A 20,683-nucleotide genomic window follows, 5' to 3' on the forward strand; every position below is an offset into this window, starting at 1 on the left:
ATGGCCGACGAGGAGACGCTGCGCGAGCACCTCAGGTGGGTCACGACCAATCTGCACCAGACGCGTCAACGGCTGCAGGCCGCCGAGGAAGCCGCGCAGGAGCCGATCGCGATCGTCGGCATGGGGTGCCGGCTGCCCGGTGGGGTGCACAGCCCCGAGCAGCTGTGGGACCTGGTCGAAAGCGGTACCGACGCCGTCACCGGGTTCCCCGGGAACCGCGGCTGGGACCTCGACGCGCTCCGCGACCCCGATCCCGACCGGCCCGGCACCTCGCACACCGCGTCCGGCGGCTTCCTGCACGACGTCGCCGACTTCGACGCCGCGTTCTTCGGCATCTCCCCGCGCGAGGCGCTCGCCATGGACGCCCAGCAGCGGCTGCTGCTGGAGACGACGTGGGAGGCCATCGAACGCGCGCGCATCGACCCGGCTTCGCTGGCCGGCTCGCCGACCGGCGTCTTCGTCGGCAACACCGGCCAGGACTACGCGAACCTGATGCGCGGCGCCGGGGACAACCTCGAAGGGCACCTGCTCACCGGCACCGCGACCGCCGTCGTCTCGGGACGGCTGGCCTACTTCCTCGGCCTCGGCGGCTCCGCCGTCACGGTCGACACCGCCTGCTCGTCCTCACTCGTCGCCCTGCACTGGGCGTGCCACTCGCTGCGGCGCGGCGAATGCTCGCTCGCGCTGGCCGGCGGGGTCACCGTGCTGTCCACCCCGGCGGCGTTCGTCGCGTTCAGCCGCCAGCGCGGCCTGGCCCCCGACGGCCGGTGCAAGTCCTTCGCCGACGCCGCCGACGGCACCGGCTGGGGCGAAGGCGCCGGCATGCTGGTGCTGGAACGCCTGTCCGACGCCCGCCGCCTCGGCCACCCCGTGCTCGCCGTGGTCCGCGGCTCGGCGATCAACTCCGACGGCGCGTCCAACGGCCTGACCGCGCCCAGCGGCCCCGCCCAGGAACGCGTGATCACCGGGGCGCTGGCCAGCGCGCGGTTGTCGGCGAAGCAGGTCGACGCGGTCGAGGCGCACGGCACCGGCACCACCCTCGGCGACCCGATCGAGGCCCAGGCACTGCTGGCCACCTACGGCCGGGCCCGCGGCGGCGGCGACCCGCTGTTCCTCGGCTCGCTGAAGTCGAACATCGGGCACACCCAGGGCGCCGCCGGGGTCGCCGGCGTGATCAAGATGGTGATGGCCATGCGGCACGGCGTCCTGCCGCGGACGCTGCACGTCGACGCCCCGACCTCGCACGTCGACTGGGCGTCCGGCGGGGTCCGGCTGCTCACCGAGGCCCGGCCGTGGCCGGAAACCGGCGAGCCGCGCCGCGCGGGCGTGTCCGCGTTCGGCATGAGCGGCACCAACGCCCACGCCATCCTCGAAGCCGTCCCGGACGTCGAAGAGCCGGGAACCGCCGCCGGGCCCGTGCCGTGGGTGCTGTCCGCACGGACCGCGGAGGCGCTCAAGGCGCAGGCCGCGGCCTTGGCGGGGCAGGAAGGACCGGCCGCGGACATCGGGTTTTCGCTGGTCACGACCCGCTCGTCGTTCCCGCACCGCGCGGTCGTGGTCGGCGATCTCCCCGGCGGCCTCACGGCGCTCGCCGAGGGCACCCCGGCGGCGAACGTCATCACCGGGGAAGCCGGCGCGCCGGGCAAGGTGGCGCTGGTCTTCCCGGGGCAGGGTTCGCAGTGGGCCGGGATGGCTCTCGAACTCGCGGAGTCCTCGCCGGTGTTCGCGGCCCGCATCGAGGAATGCGGCACGGCCTTGGCGTCCTTTGTGGACTGGACGTTGCGCGAGGTGCTGGCCGACGCGGAGGCGCTGAGCCGGGTGGACGTGGTTCAGCCGGCGTTGTTCGCCGTCATGGTTTCCCTGGCCGAACTGTGGCGCTCGTTCGGCGTGGTGCCGGACGCGGTCGTCGGGCATTCGCAGGGGGAGATCGCCGCCGCGGTCGTCTCGGGTGCCCTGTCGCTCGAGGACGGTGCCCGGGTGGTCGCGTTGCGCAGCAAGGCGATTCTCGCGCTGGCCGGGCGCGGTGGGATGGTCTCGGTCGCCGCGCCCCTCGAAACCGTCGAAGCACAGCTGACCGAGGGCCTGTCGATCGCCGCCGTCAACGGTCCGGCCGCGGTCGTGGTGTCCGGGGCGCCCGAAGCCCTCGACGAGCTGATCGAGTCCTGCGAAGCCGGCGGGATCCGCGCGAAGCGGGTGCCGGTCGACTACGCCTCCCACTCGGCGCAGGTCGAGCAGCTGCGCGACGAACTCATGGAAGTACTGGCACCGGTCAGCCCGCAGCCGGGACACACGGCGTTCATCTCCACGGTCACCGGCGAGTGGAACGAACGCGTGGACGCCGGGTACTGGTACACGAACCTGCGCAGCACCGTCCGCCTGGACACCGCGATCGAGCGGCTGAAGAGCGAAGGCTTCGGCACGTTCGTCGAAGCGTCGCCGCACCCGGTGCTGACCATGGCGATCGGCGACGACGTCATTTCGCTGGGCTCCTTGCGCCGGGACGACGGCGGCCTCACCCGGTTCCACGCCGCGCTGGCCGAAGCGCACGTCAACGGCGTCCGGGTCGACTGGACCCCGGCCTTCGCGGGCGCCCGCCCGGCCGACCTGCCCACCTACGCCTTCCAGCGCGAACGGTTCTGGCCCGCGGTCGCCGCGGAGCCGGGTGACGCGGGCGCGCTCGGCCTGAGCGCCACCGGGCACCCGCTGCTCGGCGCGGCCGTGGCACTGGCCGCGGGCGACGGCCTCGTCCTCACCGGCCGCGTCTCGCCGCAGGCGCAGCCGTGGCTCGCCGACCACGCCGTGCACGACACGATCCTGCTGCCCGGCACCGCGTTCGTCGAACTCGCGATCCAGGCGGGCGACCGCGCCGGCTGCGGCACGGTCGAGGAACTCACCCTCGAAACCCCGCTCACCCTGCCCGGTCCCCGCGCGCTGCAGGTCCGGGTGGGCGCCGCCGACGAAACCGGCCGTCGCGCCGTCGAGATCCATTCGCGGCGGGACGAGGACGAACCTTGGACCCGGCACGCCACCGGCGTGCTCGCCCCGGGCCGCCCGGCACCCGGGTCCACTTCGGACTCCTGGCCGCCCGAGGGCGCGGCCAGGATCGACCTCGACGGCTTCTACGACGGCCTCCGCGCGGCCGCCGGGTACGGCTACGGCCCCGCGTTCCAGGGCCTGCGTTCGGCGTGGCGCCGCGGCGAGGAGATCTTCGCCGAGGTCGAGCTGCCGGAGCCGGCCGACGCGGCCCGGTTCGGCCTGCACCCGGCCCTGCTCGACGCGGCCCTGCACCCGCTCGCGCTGGCGATGTCCACAGAGGACGGGCAGGCCCGGCTGCCGTTCGCCTGGACGGGGGTGACGCTGCACGCCACCGGCGCGTCCGCGCTGCGCGTCCGGCTCACCCGCCGCGGCGCGGACGAGGTGGCGGTCGAGGTCGCCGACCCGTCGGGTGCCCCGGTCGCGACGGCGGACTCCCTCGTCCTCCGGCCGCTGCCCACCGGCGGCCTGGACCGCGTGGACGATCTGTACCGGGTGGACTGGACCGAGGTCCCGGCCGCGGCCCCCGAGGCCGGCGCCGTCTTCGAACCGCTCACCGGCACGCCGGTCCACCGCGTGCTCGGGCTCGTCCAGGACTGGCTCGCCGCCGAGCGGCCCGAGATGCTCGTCTTCGTCACCAGCGGGGCTGTCGCCGTGCACGACGACGAGGCGCCGGACCCGGATCTCGCCGCCGCGTGGGGGCTGGTGCGGTCGGCCCAGTCGGAACACCCGGGGCGGTTCGCGCTGCTGGACACCGACGACCCCGACCACCCGGTCGTCCCATCCGAGCCGCAGATGGCCGTCCGCAATGGACGGTCCTTCGCGCCCCGTCTCGCCCGCGTCACCGCCGCCGGGGCGACGCCGGACTGGGGCGACGGCGCCGTCCTGGTGACCGGCGCCTCGGGGGTGCTCGGCGGGCTCGTCGCCCGGCACCTCGCGCGGCAGCACGGCGTCCGGGACCTCGTCCTGCTCAGCCGCCGCGGCGCGGACGCCCCCGGCGCCGCCGAACTCGCCGCGGACCTGCCGGAGGCCGTCTTCGTCGCCTGTGACGCCGCGGACCGCGACCGGCTCTCCGAGGTGCTGGCCGCGCACCGGATCACCGCCGTCGTGCACGCCGCGGGGGTGCTCGACGACGGCGTCGTCGAGGCCCTCACCCCGGAGCGGCTGGACACGGTCCTGCGCCCGAAGGCCGCCGCCGCCCGCAACCTCGACGAACTGACCACCGACCTCACCGCGTTCGTGCTGTTCTCCGCTGCCGCCGGCACGACCGGCGGCAGCGGCCAGGGCAACTACGCCGCCGCCAACGCCTACCTCGACGCTCTCGCCCAGCGGCGGCGCGCGGCCGGGCGGCCCGCCGTGTCGCTCGCCTGGGGGCTGTGGGCCGAGGCCAGCGGGATGACCGGGCACCTCGACGACCGCGCGCGGGACCGGCTGGGCCGGTCCGGCGTGCGTCCCCTGGACTCCGCGCAGGGCCTCGCGCTGTTCGACCGGGCCGTCACCGCGGGCCCGGCCGCGCTCGTCCCGATCGCGCTCGACGCCGCCGCGTTGCGCCGCCAGGCCGCCAACGGCACCGTTTCGCCGCTGTTCCGCGGGCTCTTCCCGCCGTCCGCGCGGCGCACTGCCGCAGCCGGCGGCCACGTCGGCGAGCTCTCCGAAGAGGCGCTGCTCGACCTGGTCCGGACGCAGGTCGCCGCCGTGCTCGGGCACGCGTCGGCGCGGGCGATCGACCCCGGCCGCGCCTTCAAGGACCTCGGGTTCGACTCGCTCACCGCGGTGGACCTGCGCAACCGGCTCGCCGCGGCCACCGGCCTGCGGCTGCCCGCGACCCTGGTCTTCGACCACCCGACCCCGGCGGTGCTCGCCGCCCACCTCGCCGGGCGGACCGGGCGGACCGTCGTCACGCGCACGGCCGACGAGGGCGACGCCATCGCGATCGTCGCGATGAGCTGCCGCTACCCGGGCGGGATCGCCTCGCCGGAGGACCTCTGGCAGCTGGTCGCCGAGGGCCGCGACGCCGTTTCGGCGTTCCCCGCCGACCGCGGCTGGCCCGACGGCCTCTTCGACGACGACCCCGCCCGCAGCGGGACGTCGTACGTCCGCGAAGGCGGATTCCTCCACAACGCCGCCGACTTCGACCCCGAGTTCTTCGGCATGTCGCCGCGCGAGGCGACGGCGACCGACCCGCAGCAGCGGCTCTTGCTGGAAGTCGCGTGGGAGGCGTTCGAACGCGCCGGCATCGTGCCGGACGCGGTCCGCGGCAGCCGGACCGGCGTGTTCGCCGGCGTGATGTACCAGGATTACGCGACTCGGCTGCAGGGCGTCCGAAGTGGACTCGAAGGCTACGAAGGGTACCTCGGCAACGGCAGCGCCGGGAGTGTCGCCTCCGGCCGGATCTCCTACGCGTTCGGCCTCGAAGGCCCGGCGATCACGGTCGACACGGCGTGCTCGTCGTCGCTGGTGGCGCTGCACCTGGCGTGCCAGTCGCTGCGGCAGGGGGAATGCGACCTGGCGCTGGCCGGCGGGGTCACGGTCCTGTCGACGCCCGCGCTGTTCGTCGAGTTCAGCCGCCAGCGCGGGCTCGCGGCCGACGGCCGGTGCAAATCGTTCGCCGACGCGGCCGACGGCACCGGCTGGGGCGAGGGCGCCGGCCTCCTGCTGGTGGAACGGCTGTCCGACGCCCGCCGCAACGGCCACCCGGTGCTCGCGGTCGTCCGCGGGACGGCGGTCAACCAGGACGGCGCGTCCAACGGGCTGACCGCACCCAACGGCCCGGCCCAGCAGCGGGTGATCCGCCAGGCGCTGGCCGACGCGGGTCTGTCGGTGTCCGAAGTGGACGCCGTGGAGGCGCACGGCACCGGCACGACCCTCGGTGACCCGATCGAGGCGCAGGCCCTGCTGGAAACGTACGGCCAAGAGCGGGAAACGCCGCTGTGGCTGGGTTCGCTGAAGTCGAACATCGGCCACACCCAGGCCGCGGCGGGCGTCGGCGGCGTGATCAAGATGGTGATGGCCATGCGGCACGGCGTGCTGCCGCGGACGCTGCACGTCGACGCGCCGACGTCCCATGTGGACTGGTCGGCGGGTGCGGTGGAACTGCTGACCGAGGCCCGCGACTGGCCGGCCGGTGACCGCCCGCGTCGGGCCGGGGTGTCGTCGTTCGGGGTCAGCGGCACCAACGCGCACGCGGTCCTGGAGCACGTTCCCGAGGCCGTGGCCGAGCCCTTGGCGGACGGTGCTGCTCCGTGGGTGCTGTCCGGCCGGACGGCCGAGGCGCTGCGAGCCCAGGCTGCCGCGCTGCTCGGCCGGGGAGAGCTGCCGGCGGCGTCGATCGGCGCGGCCCTCGTGTCGGCGCGGTCGCTGTTCCGGCACCGCGCGGTCGTGGTCGGCGAGGACCTCCGCGGCGGTCTCACCGCGCTCGCCGAGGGCACTCCCGCGCCGAACGTCATCACCGGTGAGGCTGCTGCGCCGGGCAAGGTGGCGCTGGTCTTCCCGGGCCAAGGCGCCCAGTGGGCCGGGATGGCGCTGGAGCTCGCGGAGTCGTCGCCGGTGTTCGCGGCCCGGCTCGGGGAATGCGGTGCGGCCCTCGAATCCTTTGTGGACTGGTCGCTGCGCGAGGTGCTGGCCGACGCGACGGCGTTGGGCCGGGTCGATGTGGTCCAGCCCGCGTTGTTCGCGGTGATGGTGTCCCTCGCCGAGCTGTGGCGGTCGTTCGGCGTGGTCCCGGATGCGGTCGTCGGGCACTCCCAGGGCGAGATCGCCGCCGCTGTGGTGTCGGGTGCGCTTTCCCTCGAAGACGGCGCTCGGGTCGTGGCCCTCCGCAGCAAAGCCATCCTGGCCCTGGCCGGGGGTGGCGGCATGGTTTCCGTTGCGGCGTCCCGCGAAACCGTCGAGGAGCGGCTGACCGAGGGCGTCTCGCTCGCCGCCGCCAACGGCCCCGCCGCCGTGGTGGTTTCCGGTGCGCCGGAGGCCCTGGACGAGTTCGTGGCGGCCTGCCGCGCGGACGGCATCCGGTTCAAGCGGGTCCCGGTGGATTACGCCTCGCATTCACCCCAGGTGGAGCAGCTGCGCGACGAGCTGCTCGAAGTACTGGCGCCGATCACGCCCCGCCGGGGCGAGACCGCCTTCCTCTCGACGGTGACCGGCGAGTGGAACGAAGCTCTCGACGCCGAGTACTGGTACAAGAACCTCCGCAGCACCGTCCGGCTGGACACGGCGGTCGAGCGGTTGAGGAGCGAGGGCTTCGGCACGTTCGTCGAAGCGTCGCCGCACCCGGTGCTGACCATGGCGCTCGGCGAGGACGTCGTCGCCGTTGGCAGCCTGCGCCGGGACGACGGCGGCCTCACCCAGTTCCACACCGCGCTGGCCGAAGCGCACGTCAACGGCGTCCGGGTCGACTGGACCCCGGCCTTCGCCGGCGCCCGCCCGGCCGACCTCCCCACCTACGCCTTCCAGCGCGAGCGGTACTGGCTCGACGTCCCGGAAACCGAGCCCGTCCAGGCCGACCAGCGCTTCTGGGACGTCGTCGCCGACCAGGACGTCCCGGCGTTCGCGGGCGCGCTCGACCTCGCCGAGGACGCCCCGCTCGACGCCGTCCTGCCTGCCCTCGCGAAGTGGCGCAGCCGCCGCCGCGACGAGTCCACAACGGACTCCTGGCGCTACCGGATCGCCTGGCGGCCCGTCGCCACCCCGGCCGCCCGGCTCTCCGGCCGCTGGCGCGTCGTCGGAGACGGCGACGACGTCCGGGACGTCCTGGCCGCCCACGGCGCCGAGATCGCCGACGACGACCGGGACCTGGCCGGTGTCGTGGCCGTGCGGCCGGACGCCGCGACGGCTCTCGAACTGACCCGTCTCGATGCCCCGCTCTGGCTCCTCACCCGAGGGGCCGTGGCCACCGGCCCCGACGACCGCGCACCCGACCCCCGGCAGGCCCGGGTGTGGGGACTCGGCCGCGTCGCCGGGCTCGAACACCCGGCCCGCTGGGGTGGCCTCGCCGACCTGCCGCCCACCCTCGACGAAACGACCGGCGCCCGGCTGGCCGCCGTGCTGGCCGGGACCACCGGCGAAGACCAGGTGGCCCTGCGCGCGTCCGGCGTCTTCGCCCGGCGGCTCGTGCCCGCCGAGAAGCGGGAACCGGTCCGCCGCTGGCGGCCCGAGGGCACGGTGCTCGTCACCGACACCGGCGGCCACGCGGCCGTCCGGCTCGCCCGCTGGCTGATCGCCCGGGGCGCCACCCGGATCGTGCTCGCCGCGGCGGCCTTCCCCGGCGCGGAAGCCCTGCGGGAACACGACGTCGTCGAGGCCCGCTGCGACGTCGCCGACCGCGACCAGCTGGCCGCGGTCCTCGACGCCCACGGGCCGGTGCGGTCGGTCTTCCACGCCGCCGCCGTCACCGACCTGGCCCCCCTCGCCGAGACCGGCCCGGACCTGCTGGACCGGGTGTGCCGCGTGAAGGCGGACGCCGCCGACCACCTCGACGCGCTGCTCCCGGACGGCCTCGACGCCTTCGTGCTGTTCTCCTCCATCGCCGCGGTCGTCGGCAGCGGCGCGCACGGCGCCTACGCGGCGGCCAACGCCCACCTCGACGCGCTCGCCGAACGCCGCCGGGCCCGCGGCGAGACCGCCACCTCCGTCGCCTGGGGGGTCTGGGACGCCGACGAGGGTGTCGACCGCGCCCGGCTGGCGGCCGAGGGCGTCCCGCCGCTCGACCCCGAGCTGGCGCTGACCGCGCTCGGCCGGGCCCTGGACCACGACGACACCACCGTGCTCGTCGCCGACGTCGACTGGACGCGGTTCGCGCCGGCCTTCGCCGCCGCCCGGCCCCGGCCGCTGCTCGCCGAGATCCCCGAAGCCGCCGAGGAGACGGCCCCGGCGCCGTCCGGCTTCGCCGCCCGGCTCGCCGGGCTGAGCACGCCGGACGCCCACCGCGTGCTGACCGACCTGGTCCGCGCGCAGGCCGCGGCCGTGCTCGGCCACGCCTCCCCGGCCGCGGTCGACGTCGGCCGCGCCTTCTCCGAACTCGGCTTCGACTCGCTGACCGCGGTCGAGCTGCGCACCCGGCTGGCCACCGCGACCGGCCTGCGGCTGCCCGCGACCCTGGTGTTCGACCACCCGACGGTCACCGTCCTCGCCGCCTTCCTCGGCGAGTTGCTCGGCACCGGCGGCGAAACCGCCGAGCACCCCCCGGCCACCGCGGGCGCGGACGAACCGATCGCCATCGTCGGCATCGGCTGCCGGTTCCCCGGCGGGGTCCGCTCGCCCGAGGACCTCTGGCGGCTGGTCGCGGCGGGCGGCGACGGCATCACGCCGTTCCCCGGCGACCGCGGCTGGGACCTCGGCGAGATCTACGACCCCGAACCCGGCGTCACCGGCAAGAGCTACGCCCGCGAGGGCGGCTTCCTCGCCGACACCACCCAGTTCGACCCTGGTTTCTTCGGCATCTCGCCGCGGGAAGCCCTGGCCATGGACCCGCAGCAGCGGCTCCTGCTCCAGACGTCGTGGGAAGCCTTCGAACGGGCCGGGCTCGACCCGCTTTCGGTGCGGGGCCAGCGGATCGGCGTGTTCGCCGGCACCAACGGCCAGGACTACCCGGCGCTGCTGGAGCGGTCCACCGAGTCGCTGGAAGGCCACGCCGGGGTCGGCAACGCCGCCAGCGTCGTCTCCGGCCGGCTGTCCTATGTGTTCGGTCTCGAAGGACCGTCGCTGACGGTGGACACGGCGTGTTCGTCGTCGCTGGTGGCGTTGCACCTGGCCGTGCAGGCCCTGCGGCGCGGCGAGTGCTCGATGGCCCTGGCCGGCGGCGCGACCGTGATGGCGACCCCGGGCATGTTCGTCGACTTCAGCCTCCAGCGCGGCCTGGCCGCGGACGGCCGCTGCAAGCCGTTCGCCGAGGCGGCCGACGGCGCCGGGTTCTCCGAAGGCGCGGGCATGCTGCTGGTCCAGCCGCTGTCGGACGCGCTGCGCGAGGGCCGCCGCGTCCTCGCCGTCGTCCGCGGTTCGGCGGTGAACTCGGACGGCGCTTCGAACGGCCTGACCGCCCCGAACGGCCCGTCGCAGCAACGCGTGATCCGGGCCGCCCTCGCCGACGCCGGCCTGACAGCGTCCGAAGTGGACGCCGTGGAGGCGCACGGAACCGGAACGACCCTCGGTGACCCCATCGAGGCACAGGCGGTGCTGGCGACCTACGGCCAGTCGCGGGAAACGCCGCTGTGGCTGGGGTCGGTCAAGTCGAACCTCGGGCACACGCAGGCCGCGGCCGGGGTGGCGGGCGTGATCAAGATGGTCATGGCGATGCAGCACGGCGTCCTGCCGCAGACCCTGCACGTCGACGCGCCTTCGTCCCACGTGGACTGGACAGCCGGGGCGGTGGAGCTGCTCACCGAGTCCCGGGCGTGGGACGCCGACCGTCCGCGGCGAGCGGGAGTGTCGTCGTTCGGCATCTCGGGCACCAACGCGCACACGATCCTCGAACAGGCGCCGGACCCGGTGGCCGAGCCGCGCGAGCCGGTCTCCGGACCGGTGCCCTGGGTGCTGTCCGGACGAACCGAAGCCGCCCTGCGCGACCAGGCCGGCGCCCTCCTCCGCGTCGACGGCGACCCGGCGGACATCGGGTTCTCGCTGGCGACGGCCCGGTCACGGTTCCCGCACCGCGCGGTGGTGCTCAGCGCCGATGCGTTGTCCGCGGTCGCCGAAGGGCGGCCTGCGGCGGACGTGGTCACCGGGCACGCCGGTACCCCGGGCAAGGTGGCGCTGGTCTTCCCGGGCCAGGGTTCGCAGTGGGCGGGCATGGCCCTCGAACTGGCGGACTCCTCGCCGGTGTTCGCGGCCCGGCTCGGCGAATGCGCCACCGCCGTCGAATCCTTTGTGGACTGGAACCTCCGTGATGTCCTCGCCGACGCGGAGGCGCTGAGCCGGGTCGATGTCGTTCAGCCTGCGCTGTTCGCGGTGATGGTGTCGCTGGCGGACCTGTGGCGGTCGTTCGGCGTGGTGCCGGACGCGGTCGTCGGGCACTCGCAGGGTGAGATCGCGGCCGCGGTGGTGTCCGGCGCGCTGTCCCTCGAGGACGGTGCCCGGGTCGTGACTCTGCGCAGCAAGGCCCTTCTCGCCCTGGCCGGCCAGGGTGGGATGGTCTCGGTGGCCGCGTCGCGTGAAGCGGTCGAAGAGCGGTTGACCGACGGGCTCTCCGTCGCGGCGGTCAACGGCCCGGCCGCGGTGGTGGTTTCCGGGACGCTGCAGGCGCTCGACGAACTCATCGCGTCGTGTGAGGCCGACGGGATCCGCGCCAAGCGGGTCCCGGTGGACTACGCGTCGCACTCGGCGCAGGTGGAGCAGCTGCGGGAAGAACTCCTCGACGTGCTGGCCCCGATCACGCCCAGGGAAGGCGGGATCCCCTTCATCTCGACCGTGACGGGCGAGTGGAACGAACGGGTCGACGCCGGGTACTGGTACACGAACCTCCGCACCACGGTTCGCCTCGACACCGCGATCGAACGACTCAAGAGCGAGGGGTTCGGCACGTTCGTGGAGGTGTCCCCGCACCCGGTGCTGACCATGGTGCTCGGCGACGACGTCGTCGCGCTGGGCTCGCTCCGCCGCGACGACGGCGGCCTCACGCGGTTCTACACCGCGCTGGCCGAAGCGCACGTGAGCGGCGTGCAGGTCGACTGGACTCCGGCCTTCCCCGGCGCCCGGCTCACCGACGTCCCCACCTACCCCTTCCAGCAGGAACGGTACTGGCCACAGTGGACCGCCATCACCGCGGGCGACGCCGGTGGGCTCGGCCTCACCGACGCCGGTCACCCGCTCCTCGGCGCCGCGGTGACCGTCGCGGGCACCGGCGTCACCCTGCTCACCGGGCGGATTTCCCAGCGCACGCACCCGTGGCTGGCCGACCACGCGGTCGGCGACACCGTGCTGCTGCCGGGCACCGCGTTCGTCGAGCTGGCCGTGCAGGCGGGTGACCAGGTCGGCTGCGCGACCGTCGAAGAGCTCACCCTGCAGGCCCCGCTGGTCCTGCCGGAACGCGGTGGGGTCGCCCTGCAGGTCCGGGTCGAAGCCGCCGACGAACACGGCCGCCGCGCGCTGACCGTCCACTCGCGACTCTCCGACGACGTCGACTGGACCCAGCACGCCGAAGGGTTCCTGACCACGGGCGCCGAGCCGGGCACGGCCCTCACCGCGTGGCCACCGCCGGGCGCGGAACCGCTGCCGGTCGACGGCCACTACGACACCCTCGCCGGCCACGGCTACCGCTACGGCCCGGCGTTCCAGGGCCTGCGCGCGGCCTGGCGGCACGGCGAAGACCTCTACGCCGAGGTCACCCTGCCCGACGGCCAGGACGCCGCCCGCTACGGGCTGCACCCGGCCCTGCTCGACGCCGCCCTGCACCCGATCGGCCTGACCAGCGCCCAGGCCGGCGCCCGGCTGCCGTTCGCGTGGACCGGCGTCCGGCTGTACGCGACCGGCGCGACCACCCTGCGCGTCCGGCTCGGCGCACTCGGCGCGGACGGCGTCTCGGTCGCCGTCGCCGACGAAACCGGCGCGCCGGTCGCCGAAGCCGAATCCCTCGTCATGCGCCCGATTTCGGCCGGGCAGCTGGCGGCGGCCGCCGACCACGGCGCCGACGCGCTGTTCACCCTCACCTGGCAGCGGCTCGACGCCCAACCCGCCGCGCCGGCCGTTCCCCTCGGCGAGCCCGGACCGGTGGCCTACACGCAGTGCCGCGGCGACGTGACGGCCGAGGTGCTCAAGACCCTGCAGGACTTCCTGCCGGGAGAGGGACGCCTGGTCCTGGTCACCGAATCGGCCGTGGGGGAGGCACCCGCCGACCCCGCCGCGGCGGCGGTCTGGGGACTCGTGCGCTCGGCGCAGTCGGAGCACCCCGACCGGTTCGTCCTCCTCGACGTCGACACGACCGGCAACCTCGCCACCTGGGCCGGGATGGCTGCCGCGTCCGGCGAGCCACAGCTGGCGGTGCGCGGTGGCGAACTCCACGTGCCCCGGCTGGCGCGGGCCGCCGCGCCGCAACGGGAGCACTCCTGGAACCCGGACGGGACCGTGCTGATCACCGGCGCGAGCGGCGTGCTCGGCGGCCTGCTCGCCCGGCACCTGGTCGGCACGCACGGCGTCCGGCACCTGCTGCTGCTCAGCCGCAGCGCCCCCGACACCGCCGAGCTGACCGGCGCGTCCGTCACCGTCGTCGCCTGCGACGTCGCCGACCGGGACGCCCTCGAAAAGGCGCTGGCCCAGGTCCCCGCCGAGCACCCGCTGACGGCGGTGGTGCACGCCGCGGGCGCCCTCGACGACGGCGTCGTCGAAGCCATGACCCCCGAACGGCTCGACACGGTCCTGCGGCCCAAAGCGGTCGCCGCCCGGCACCTGCACGAGCTCACCGAGCACCTCGACCTGGACAGTTTCGTCCTGTTCTCCTCCTTCGCGACGACGATGGGCGGCGCGGGCCAGTCGGCCTACTCCGCGGCCAACGCCTACCTCGACGCCCTCGCCCAGCACCGCCGCGGCCGGGGCTTGCCCGCGACCTCCCTCGCGTGGGGCCTGTGGGAGACGCGCAGCGGCCTGACCGCGCACCTCGGCGACGACGACGTCTCGCGGCTCGGCCGGTCCGGCGTCCGCGCGTTGCCGACGGACCGCGCGCTGCGGCTGTTCGACCTCGCCCTGGGGACCGGCGAACCGCTGCTGATGCCGGTCGCGCTGGACCTCGCCGCCTGGCGGGCCCGGCCCGAGGTCCCGGCGCTGCTGCGCGGGCTCGTCCGGACCCCGGCGCGGCGGGCCGTGCGCGACGGCGTCCCGGCCGGGCCAGGGCTGGCCGAACGGCTCGCCGGCCTGCCGGAGGCCGGGCGGCTCCGCGTCGTCGACGAGGTCGTGCGCGCCCAGGTGGCGGCCGTGCTCGGCTACGCCTCGGGCCACACCGTCGAAGCCGGGCGCGGGTTCCTCGACCTGGGCTTCGACTCGCTCACCGCGCTGGAGCTGCGGAACCGGCTCACCGCGGCGACCGGGCTGCGGCTGCCCGCCACGCTGATCTTCGACTACCCGAACCCGGACGCGCTCACCAAGCACCTGTGCGCCGAACTGCCCGCGGACGGCGCGAAGGCCGTCCAGCCGGTCCACGCTGAACTGGACCGGCTGGCCGCGGTGCTCGCCGCGGCCGCACCCGGCGCCGGCGAACGCGACCGCGTCACCGAACGCCTGCGCGGCCTGCTGGCCCGGTGGACCGCACCCGACGACCGCCGGGACGAGCCCGGCACGGAACTGGCCGACGCCACCGCCGAGGAGCTCTTCGACCTCCTCGACGACGAACTGGGGATGTCCTGAATGTCGAACGAACAGAAGCTCCTGGACTACCTCAAGCGGGCCACGGCCGATCTGCGGGAAGCCCGGCGGCGGCTGAAGGAGACCGAAGACCGCGCGCAGGAACCGGTCGCGATCGTCGGCATGAGCTGCCGGTTCCCCGGCGGCGTCCGCACCCCCGCCCAGCTGTGGGATCTGCTGGAGGCGGGTGAAGACGCGGTCGGGGCGTTCCCCGCCGACCGCGGCTGGGACCTGGCCCGCCTCTACGACGCCGACCCCGGCAGCGCGGGCACCAGCTACACCCGGGAAGGCGCTTTCCTGCACGACGCGGCCGACTTCGACGCCGGGTTCTTCGGCATCTCCCCGCGCGAGGCGCTCGCCATGGACCCGCAGCAGCGGCTGCTGCTGGAGACGTCGTGGGAGGCGCTGGAGCGGGCGGGCATCGATCCGACGTCCGTGCGCGGCGAGAAGGTCGGCGTCTACGCCGGGGTGATGTACTCCGACTACGCGGCGCGGCTGCTGCTGGCCCCCGACGTCTACGCGGAGTTCGAGGCGTTCCTCGGCAACGGCAGCGCAGGCAGCGTCGCCTCGGGCCGGATCGCCTACACGCTCGGCCTGGAGGGGCCCGCGGTCACGATCGACACGGCCTGTTCGTCGTCGCTGGTGGCGCTGCACCTGGCCTGCCAGGCCGTCCGGCTCGGCGACTGCTCACTGGCCTTGGCCGGCGGGGTCACGGTGATGGCCACGCCGGGTACGTTCACCGCGTTCAGCCGCCAGCGCGGCCTCGCCGCCGACGGCCGGTGCAGGCCGTTCGCCGACGCCGCCGACGGCACCGGCTGGGGCGAAGGTGCGGGCATGCTGCTCGTCGAACGCCTTTCCGACGCCCGCCGCCACGGGCACCCGGTGCTCGCCGTCGTCCGCGGCTCGGCGGTCAACCAGGACGGCGCGAGCAGCGGCCTGACCGCGCCGAACGGGCCGTCGCAGCAACGGGTGATCCGGGCCGCGCTGGCGAACGCGTCTCTGTCCGCTTCGGACATCGACGCGGTGGAAGCACACGGCACGGGCACCCGGCTCGGCGACCCGATCGAGGCCCAGGCCCTGCTGGCGACCTACGGCCAGGGCCGTTCGACGCCCCTGTGGCTCGGGTCGGTCAAGTCCAACCTCGGCCACACCCAGGCCGCCGCGGGCGTGGCCGGGATCATCAAGTCCGTCCAGGCCATGCGCCGGGGCCTGCTGCCGCAGTCGCTGCACATCGACGCACCCTCGTCCCAAGTGGACTGGAGTGCCGGGGCGGTCCGGCTGCTGACCGAGGCCACGCCGTGGCCGGAAACCGGGCAGCCGCGGCGGATCGGCGTCTCGTCGTTCGGGGTCAGCGGGACGAACGCGCACGTGATCCTGGAGCAGGCGCCTCCGGTGCCTCCGTTGCCGTCGCGGGTGGCTTCGGGGCCGGTGCCGTGGGTGCTGTCGGCGGGATCGCCGGAAGCGTTGCAGGCTCAGGCGGCCGGGTTGCTCTCGCACGGCGGGGATCCGGCCGACGTCGGGTTCTCGCTGGTCAGGTCGCGGGCGTTGCTCGGCCATCGAGCGGTGGTGACCGGCCCGGACGGGCTGGCGGCGCTGGCGGCCGGCGCGCCCAGCCCGGCGGTGGTGACCGGGGAGGCGTCGGCCCGCGGCAAGGTGGCTCTGGTGTTCCCGGGGCAGGGGTCGCAGTGGGCGGGGATGGCGCTGGAGCTGGCGTCGGCGTCGCCGGTCTTCGCGGCGCGTCTCGACGAATGCGCTCTCGCTTTGTCGTCCTTTGTGGACTGGTCACTGCGGGACGTGCTCCGGGGCCCGCTCGTCCAGGTCGATGTCGTCCAGCCGGCGTTGTTCGCGGTCATGGTCTCCCTGGCTGAGCTGTGGCGGTCCTACGGTGTGGTGCCGGATGCGGTGGTCGGCCATTCGCAGGGCGAGATCGCGGCCGCCGTGGTGTCCGGTGCGCTGTCCCTCGAGGACGGTGCCCGGGTGGTGGCGCTGCGCAGCCGGGCTCTGCTGGCGCTGGCCGGACGGGGCGGAATGGTGTCGGTGGCGGCGCCGCTGTCCGCTGTCGAAGACCGGCTGGCGGACGGGCTGTCGATCGCGGCCGTGAACGGCCCGGCCGCGGTGGTGGTTTCCGGCTCGCCGGAGGCCCTCGACGAGCTGATCGGTTCTTGCGAGGCCGACGGTGTCCGCGCGAAGCGGGTGCCGGTGGACTATGCGTCGCACTCGGCGCAGGTGGAGCAGCTGCGCGAGGAAATCCTCGAGGTGCTGGCCCCGATCGCTCCGCGGGCGCCGGAGATTCCTTTCCTGTCCACGGTGACCGGCGAATGGGCCGGCGCACCGGACGCCGGGTACTGGTATTCCAACCTCCGCCACCCCGTCCGCCTGGACGTGGCGATCGAGCGGCTGAAGGCCGAGGGTTTCGGCACGTTCATCGAGGCCTCGCCGCACCCGGTGCTGACCATGGCGATCGGTGAGGACGTGCTCGCGCTGGGCTCGCTGCGCCGCGACGACGGCGGGCTGGCCCGGTTCCACACGGCGCTCGCCGAGGCGCACGTGAGCGGGGTCGCGGTGGACTGGACGCCCGCGTTCCCGGACGGCCGGATCGTCGACCTGCCGACCTACGCGTTCCAGCGCAAGCGCTACTGGCTGGACGCACCGGACCGCCCGGCAGCCGGAGACCCGGCGGACACCCGCTTCTGGGCCGCGGTCGACGGCGGCGACCTCGGGACGCTGGCCGAGCTGATCGGCGTGCCCGCGGAGACGTCCTTCGCCGAGCTGTTGCCGGCGCTCGCCCAGTGGCGGCGAGTCCGGCAGGAGAAGTCCACTGTGGATTCGTGGCGGTATCGGGTGGAGTGGAAGCCGCTCGCGGAACCCGAAGCGGGGAAGTTGTCCGGGCGGTGGGTGGTGGTCGCCCCGCCGGGAACGGATACGACAGAGCTGACGACCGGCCTGACGGCGGCCGGTGCGGAGCCGGTGGTGGTCGAGTGGTCCGGCGGGGGTAGCGCGCCTGCCTCGCTCGCCGAAGCCACCGGGGGCGCAGGACAGGCGGCTGGCGGTGGCGCCGAGCCGGCGAGCGACCTCGTCGTCGGGGAAGGCGAACTTGCGGCGGTGGCCGAGCCGGGGAGCGGCCTCGTCGTTGGGGAAGCGGAGCTTGCGGCGGTCGCCGAGCCGGGGAGCGGCCTCGCCGTCGGGGGAGCCGAGCTTGCGGCGGCCGCCGAGCCGCCCGTCGCCGGGGTCATCTCCCTCCTCCCCGATGCCCCCGCCACCCTCCTCCTCACCCAAGCCCTCGCCGGCACCACCGCGCCCCTCTGGCTCCTCACCCGCAACGCCGTCGCGGCCCTGCCCGGCGACACCCCGCCCGCCGCCGATCCCGCGCAGGTGTGGGCGCTCGGCCGGGTCGTCGGCCTCGAACACCCCGAACGCTGGGGCGGCCTCGTCGACCTCCCCGCCACCCTCGACCGCCGCGCCACCCGCCGCCTGATCGCCGTCCTGGCCGGGCTCGACCACGAAGACCAAGTCGCCCTCCGCGCTTCCGGGGTCTTCGCGCGCCGGCTTGCGCACGCTCCCGGCGGCGAACCTCGCCGGAACTGGCGTCCGCGGGGGACCGTGCTCGTCACCGGGGGCACCGGCGCGCTCGGCCGGCACGTCGCCCGGTGGCTTGTGCGGGTCGGTGCCGAGCACCTCGTCCTCGTCAGCCGCCGCGGGGCCGATGCCCCCGGGGCCGCCGAACTCGCCGCGGAACTCGGCACCCGGGTCACCTTCGCCGCCTGCGACCTCGCCGACCGTGACGCCGTGGCCGCGCTCGTCGGAAACCTCGGCGATGTGCGGGCCGTCGTGCACACCGCCGGCCTGCCGCAAGCGAAAACCGTCGCCGACACCAGCGTCGCCGAGTTCGCCGGAATCCTCGCCGCCAAAGCCGGCGGGGCCGACCACCTCGACGAACTGCTCGGCGACGACCTCGACGCGTTCGTCCTCTTCTCCTCCAACGCCGGCGTCTGGGGCAGCGCCGGGCAGGGCGCCTACGCCGCCGCGAACGCCCACCTCGACGCGCTCGCCGCACGCCGCCGCGCCGCCGGCCGGACGGCGACCGCCGTCGCCTGGGGGTCCTGGGCGGGCGACGGCATGGCGGGCAGCGCCGAAGCGAAGGACCACCTGCGCCGCCGCGGCCTGCGCGAAATGGACCCCGCGCTCGCGATCGCCGCCCTGCAGCAGGCGCTCGACGCCGACGAGACGTTCGTGGCCGTCGCCGACATGGACTGGGCGCGGTTCGCCGCCGGATTCACCGCCGCGCGGCGGCGGCCGCTGATCGAAGACCTGCCGGAGGTGACCGCCGAGGAGGTCGTCACCGAAGCCGGCACCGGACTCGCCGAGGCCGTCCGCGGACTCGGCCCGCGCGAGGCCGCGCACCACGTGCTCGAGCTCGTGCGCGCGCAGGCCGCCGCCGTCCTGGGGCACGACTCCGGCGCGGCCGTCCCGGCGGACCGGGCCTTCCGCGACCTCGGCTTCGACTCGCTGACCGCCGTCGAGCTGCGCAACCGGCTGACCGCCGCGACCGGCGTCCGGCTGCCGTCGACCGTCGTCTTCGACCACCCGCACCCGCGGGCGCTGGCCGAGCTCCTGCTCGGCGAGGTCTCCGGCGCCGGGGCCGCGACCGCGGATCCGGTGACGGCCGCCGCGTCCGGCGAACCGATCGCCATCGTGGCCATGGGCTGCCGCTACCCCGGGGACGTGTCCTCGCCCGAGGACCTGTGGCGCCTGCTGGCCGGCGGCGCCGACGGCGTCGGCCCGTTCCCCGCCGACCGCGGCTGGGACCTGGCCGCGCTCTACGACCCCGACCCGGCGAACCTCGGCACCAGCTACACCCGCGAAGGCGGGTTCATGACCACGGCGGCCGAGTTCGACGCGGCCTTCTTCGGCATCTCGCCGCGCGAGGCGCTCGCGATGGACCCGCAGCAGCGGGTGCTGCTGGAGACGTCGTGGGAGGTGTTCGAGCGGGCGGGCCTCGACCCGGAGTCGTTGCGCGGCAGCGGAACCGGCGTGTTCGTCGGCGCGACCTCCTCCGGCTACGGCGTCGGCGCGCGCGACGAGTCCGGCGGCTCCGAAGGCTACCTGCTGACCGGCAGCGCCCCGGCCGTCGTCTCCGGCCGCCTGTCCTACACGTTCGGCCTGGAGGGCCCGGCCGTCACGGTGGACACGGCGTGTTCGTCGTCGCTGGTGGCGCTGCACCTGGCGTGCCAGTCGCTGCGGCAGGGCGAGTGCTCGATGGCGCTGGCCGGCGGGGTCACCGTGATGGCGCACCCGGCGGCGTTCGTCGAGTTCAGCCGCCAGCGCGGGCTCGCCGAGGACGGCCGCTGCAAGTCCTTCGCCGACGCCGCGGACGGCACCGGCTGGGGCGAGGGCGTCGGCCTGGTGCTGCTGGAACGGCTGTCGGATGCCCGGCGCAACGGCCACGAAGTCCTCGCTGTGGTCCGCGGTTCGGCGGTCAACCAGGATGGTGCGTCCAACGGCTTGAGCGCGCCGAACGGTCCTTCGCAGCAGCGGGTGATCCGGGCCGCACTGGCCAATGCCGGTATGTCCACTTCGGACGTCGACGCGGTGGAAGCGCACGGCACCGGGACCCGGCTCGGCGACCCGATCGAGGCGCAGGCGTTGCTGGCCACCTACGGCCAGGACCGCGACCGGCCGCTGTGGCTCGGGTCGCTGAAGTCCAACATCGGGCACACCCAGTCCGCTTCCGGTGTGGCGGGGGTGATCAAGATGGTCCTCGCCATGCGGCACGGCGTCCTTCCGCGGACGCTGCACGTCGACACGCCATCGTCGCAAGTGGACTGGTCGGCGGGTGCGGTGGAACTGCTCACCGAGCAACGCGATTGGGTTTCCGACGGCCCGCGCCGCGCGGCCGTCTCGGCGTTCGGGGTGAGCGGGACCAACGCGCACGTGGTCCTCGAACAGGCCGAACCGGTCGCGGTCCCGCCGGCGGGACCGGACGCGACGCCGCCGCTCGTCCCGCTGTCGGCCCGGAGTGCCACGGCGTTGCGAGCCCACGCGGCCCGGCTCCGGGGCACGGGCCTGGCGCCACAGGACCTCGCATACTCCCTGGCGTTCACCCGCGCGACGCACGACCACCGCGCAGTCCTCGTCGCGAGTGGCGACGAGATCGACCGCGCTTTGGGTGTCCTCGCCGAGGGCGGTACCGACGCCGCCGTGGTGACCGGCACGGCCGACCGGGACGCGCTGCTGGCCGTGCTGTTCACCGGCCAGGGCGCCCAGCGGGCCGGAATGGGCCGCGGCCTCTACGACCGGTTCCCCGTGTACGCCGAGGCTTTCGATGCTG

2 protein-coding genes (1 of these 2 cut by a window edge) are annotated in these 20,683 nt (G+C 75.0%); both read left to right on the top strand.

Annotation, left to right across the window (positions count from 1 at the left end):
* Positions 1-14,358, top strand: a complete 14,358-nt coding sequence (locus tag AB0J55_RS25875; protein ID WP_364253410.1) for an SDR family NAD(P)-dependent oxidoreductase — start codon at positions 1-3, stop codon at positions 14,356-14,358.
* A protein-coding gene (locus tag AB0J55_RS25880) for a type I polyketide synthase (protein WP_364253413.1) crosses the window boundary here: on the top strand, positions 14,359-20,683 show its start. It continues 8,942 nt past the right edge of the window; 6,325 of the gene's 15,267 nt are visible here — the first part of the coding sequence; its start codon is at positions 14,359-14,361; its stop codon lies off the right edge, out of view. It abuts the gene before it with no gap.

This window comes from Amycolatopsis sp. NPDC049688, from assembly GCF_040674975.1.
Taxonomy (GTDB): Bacteria; Actinomycetota; Actinomycetes; order Mycobacteriales; family Pseudonocardiaceae; genus Amycolatopsis.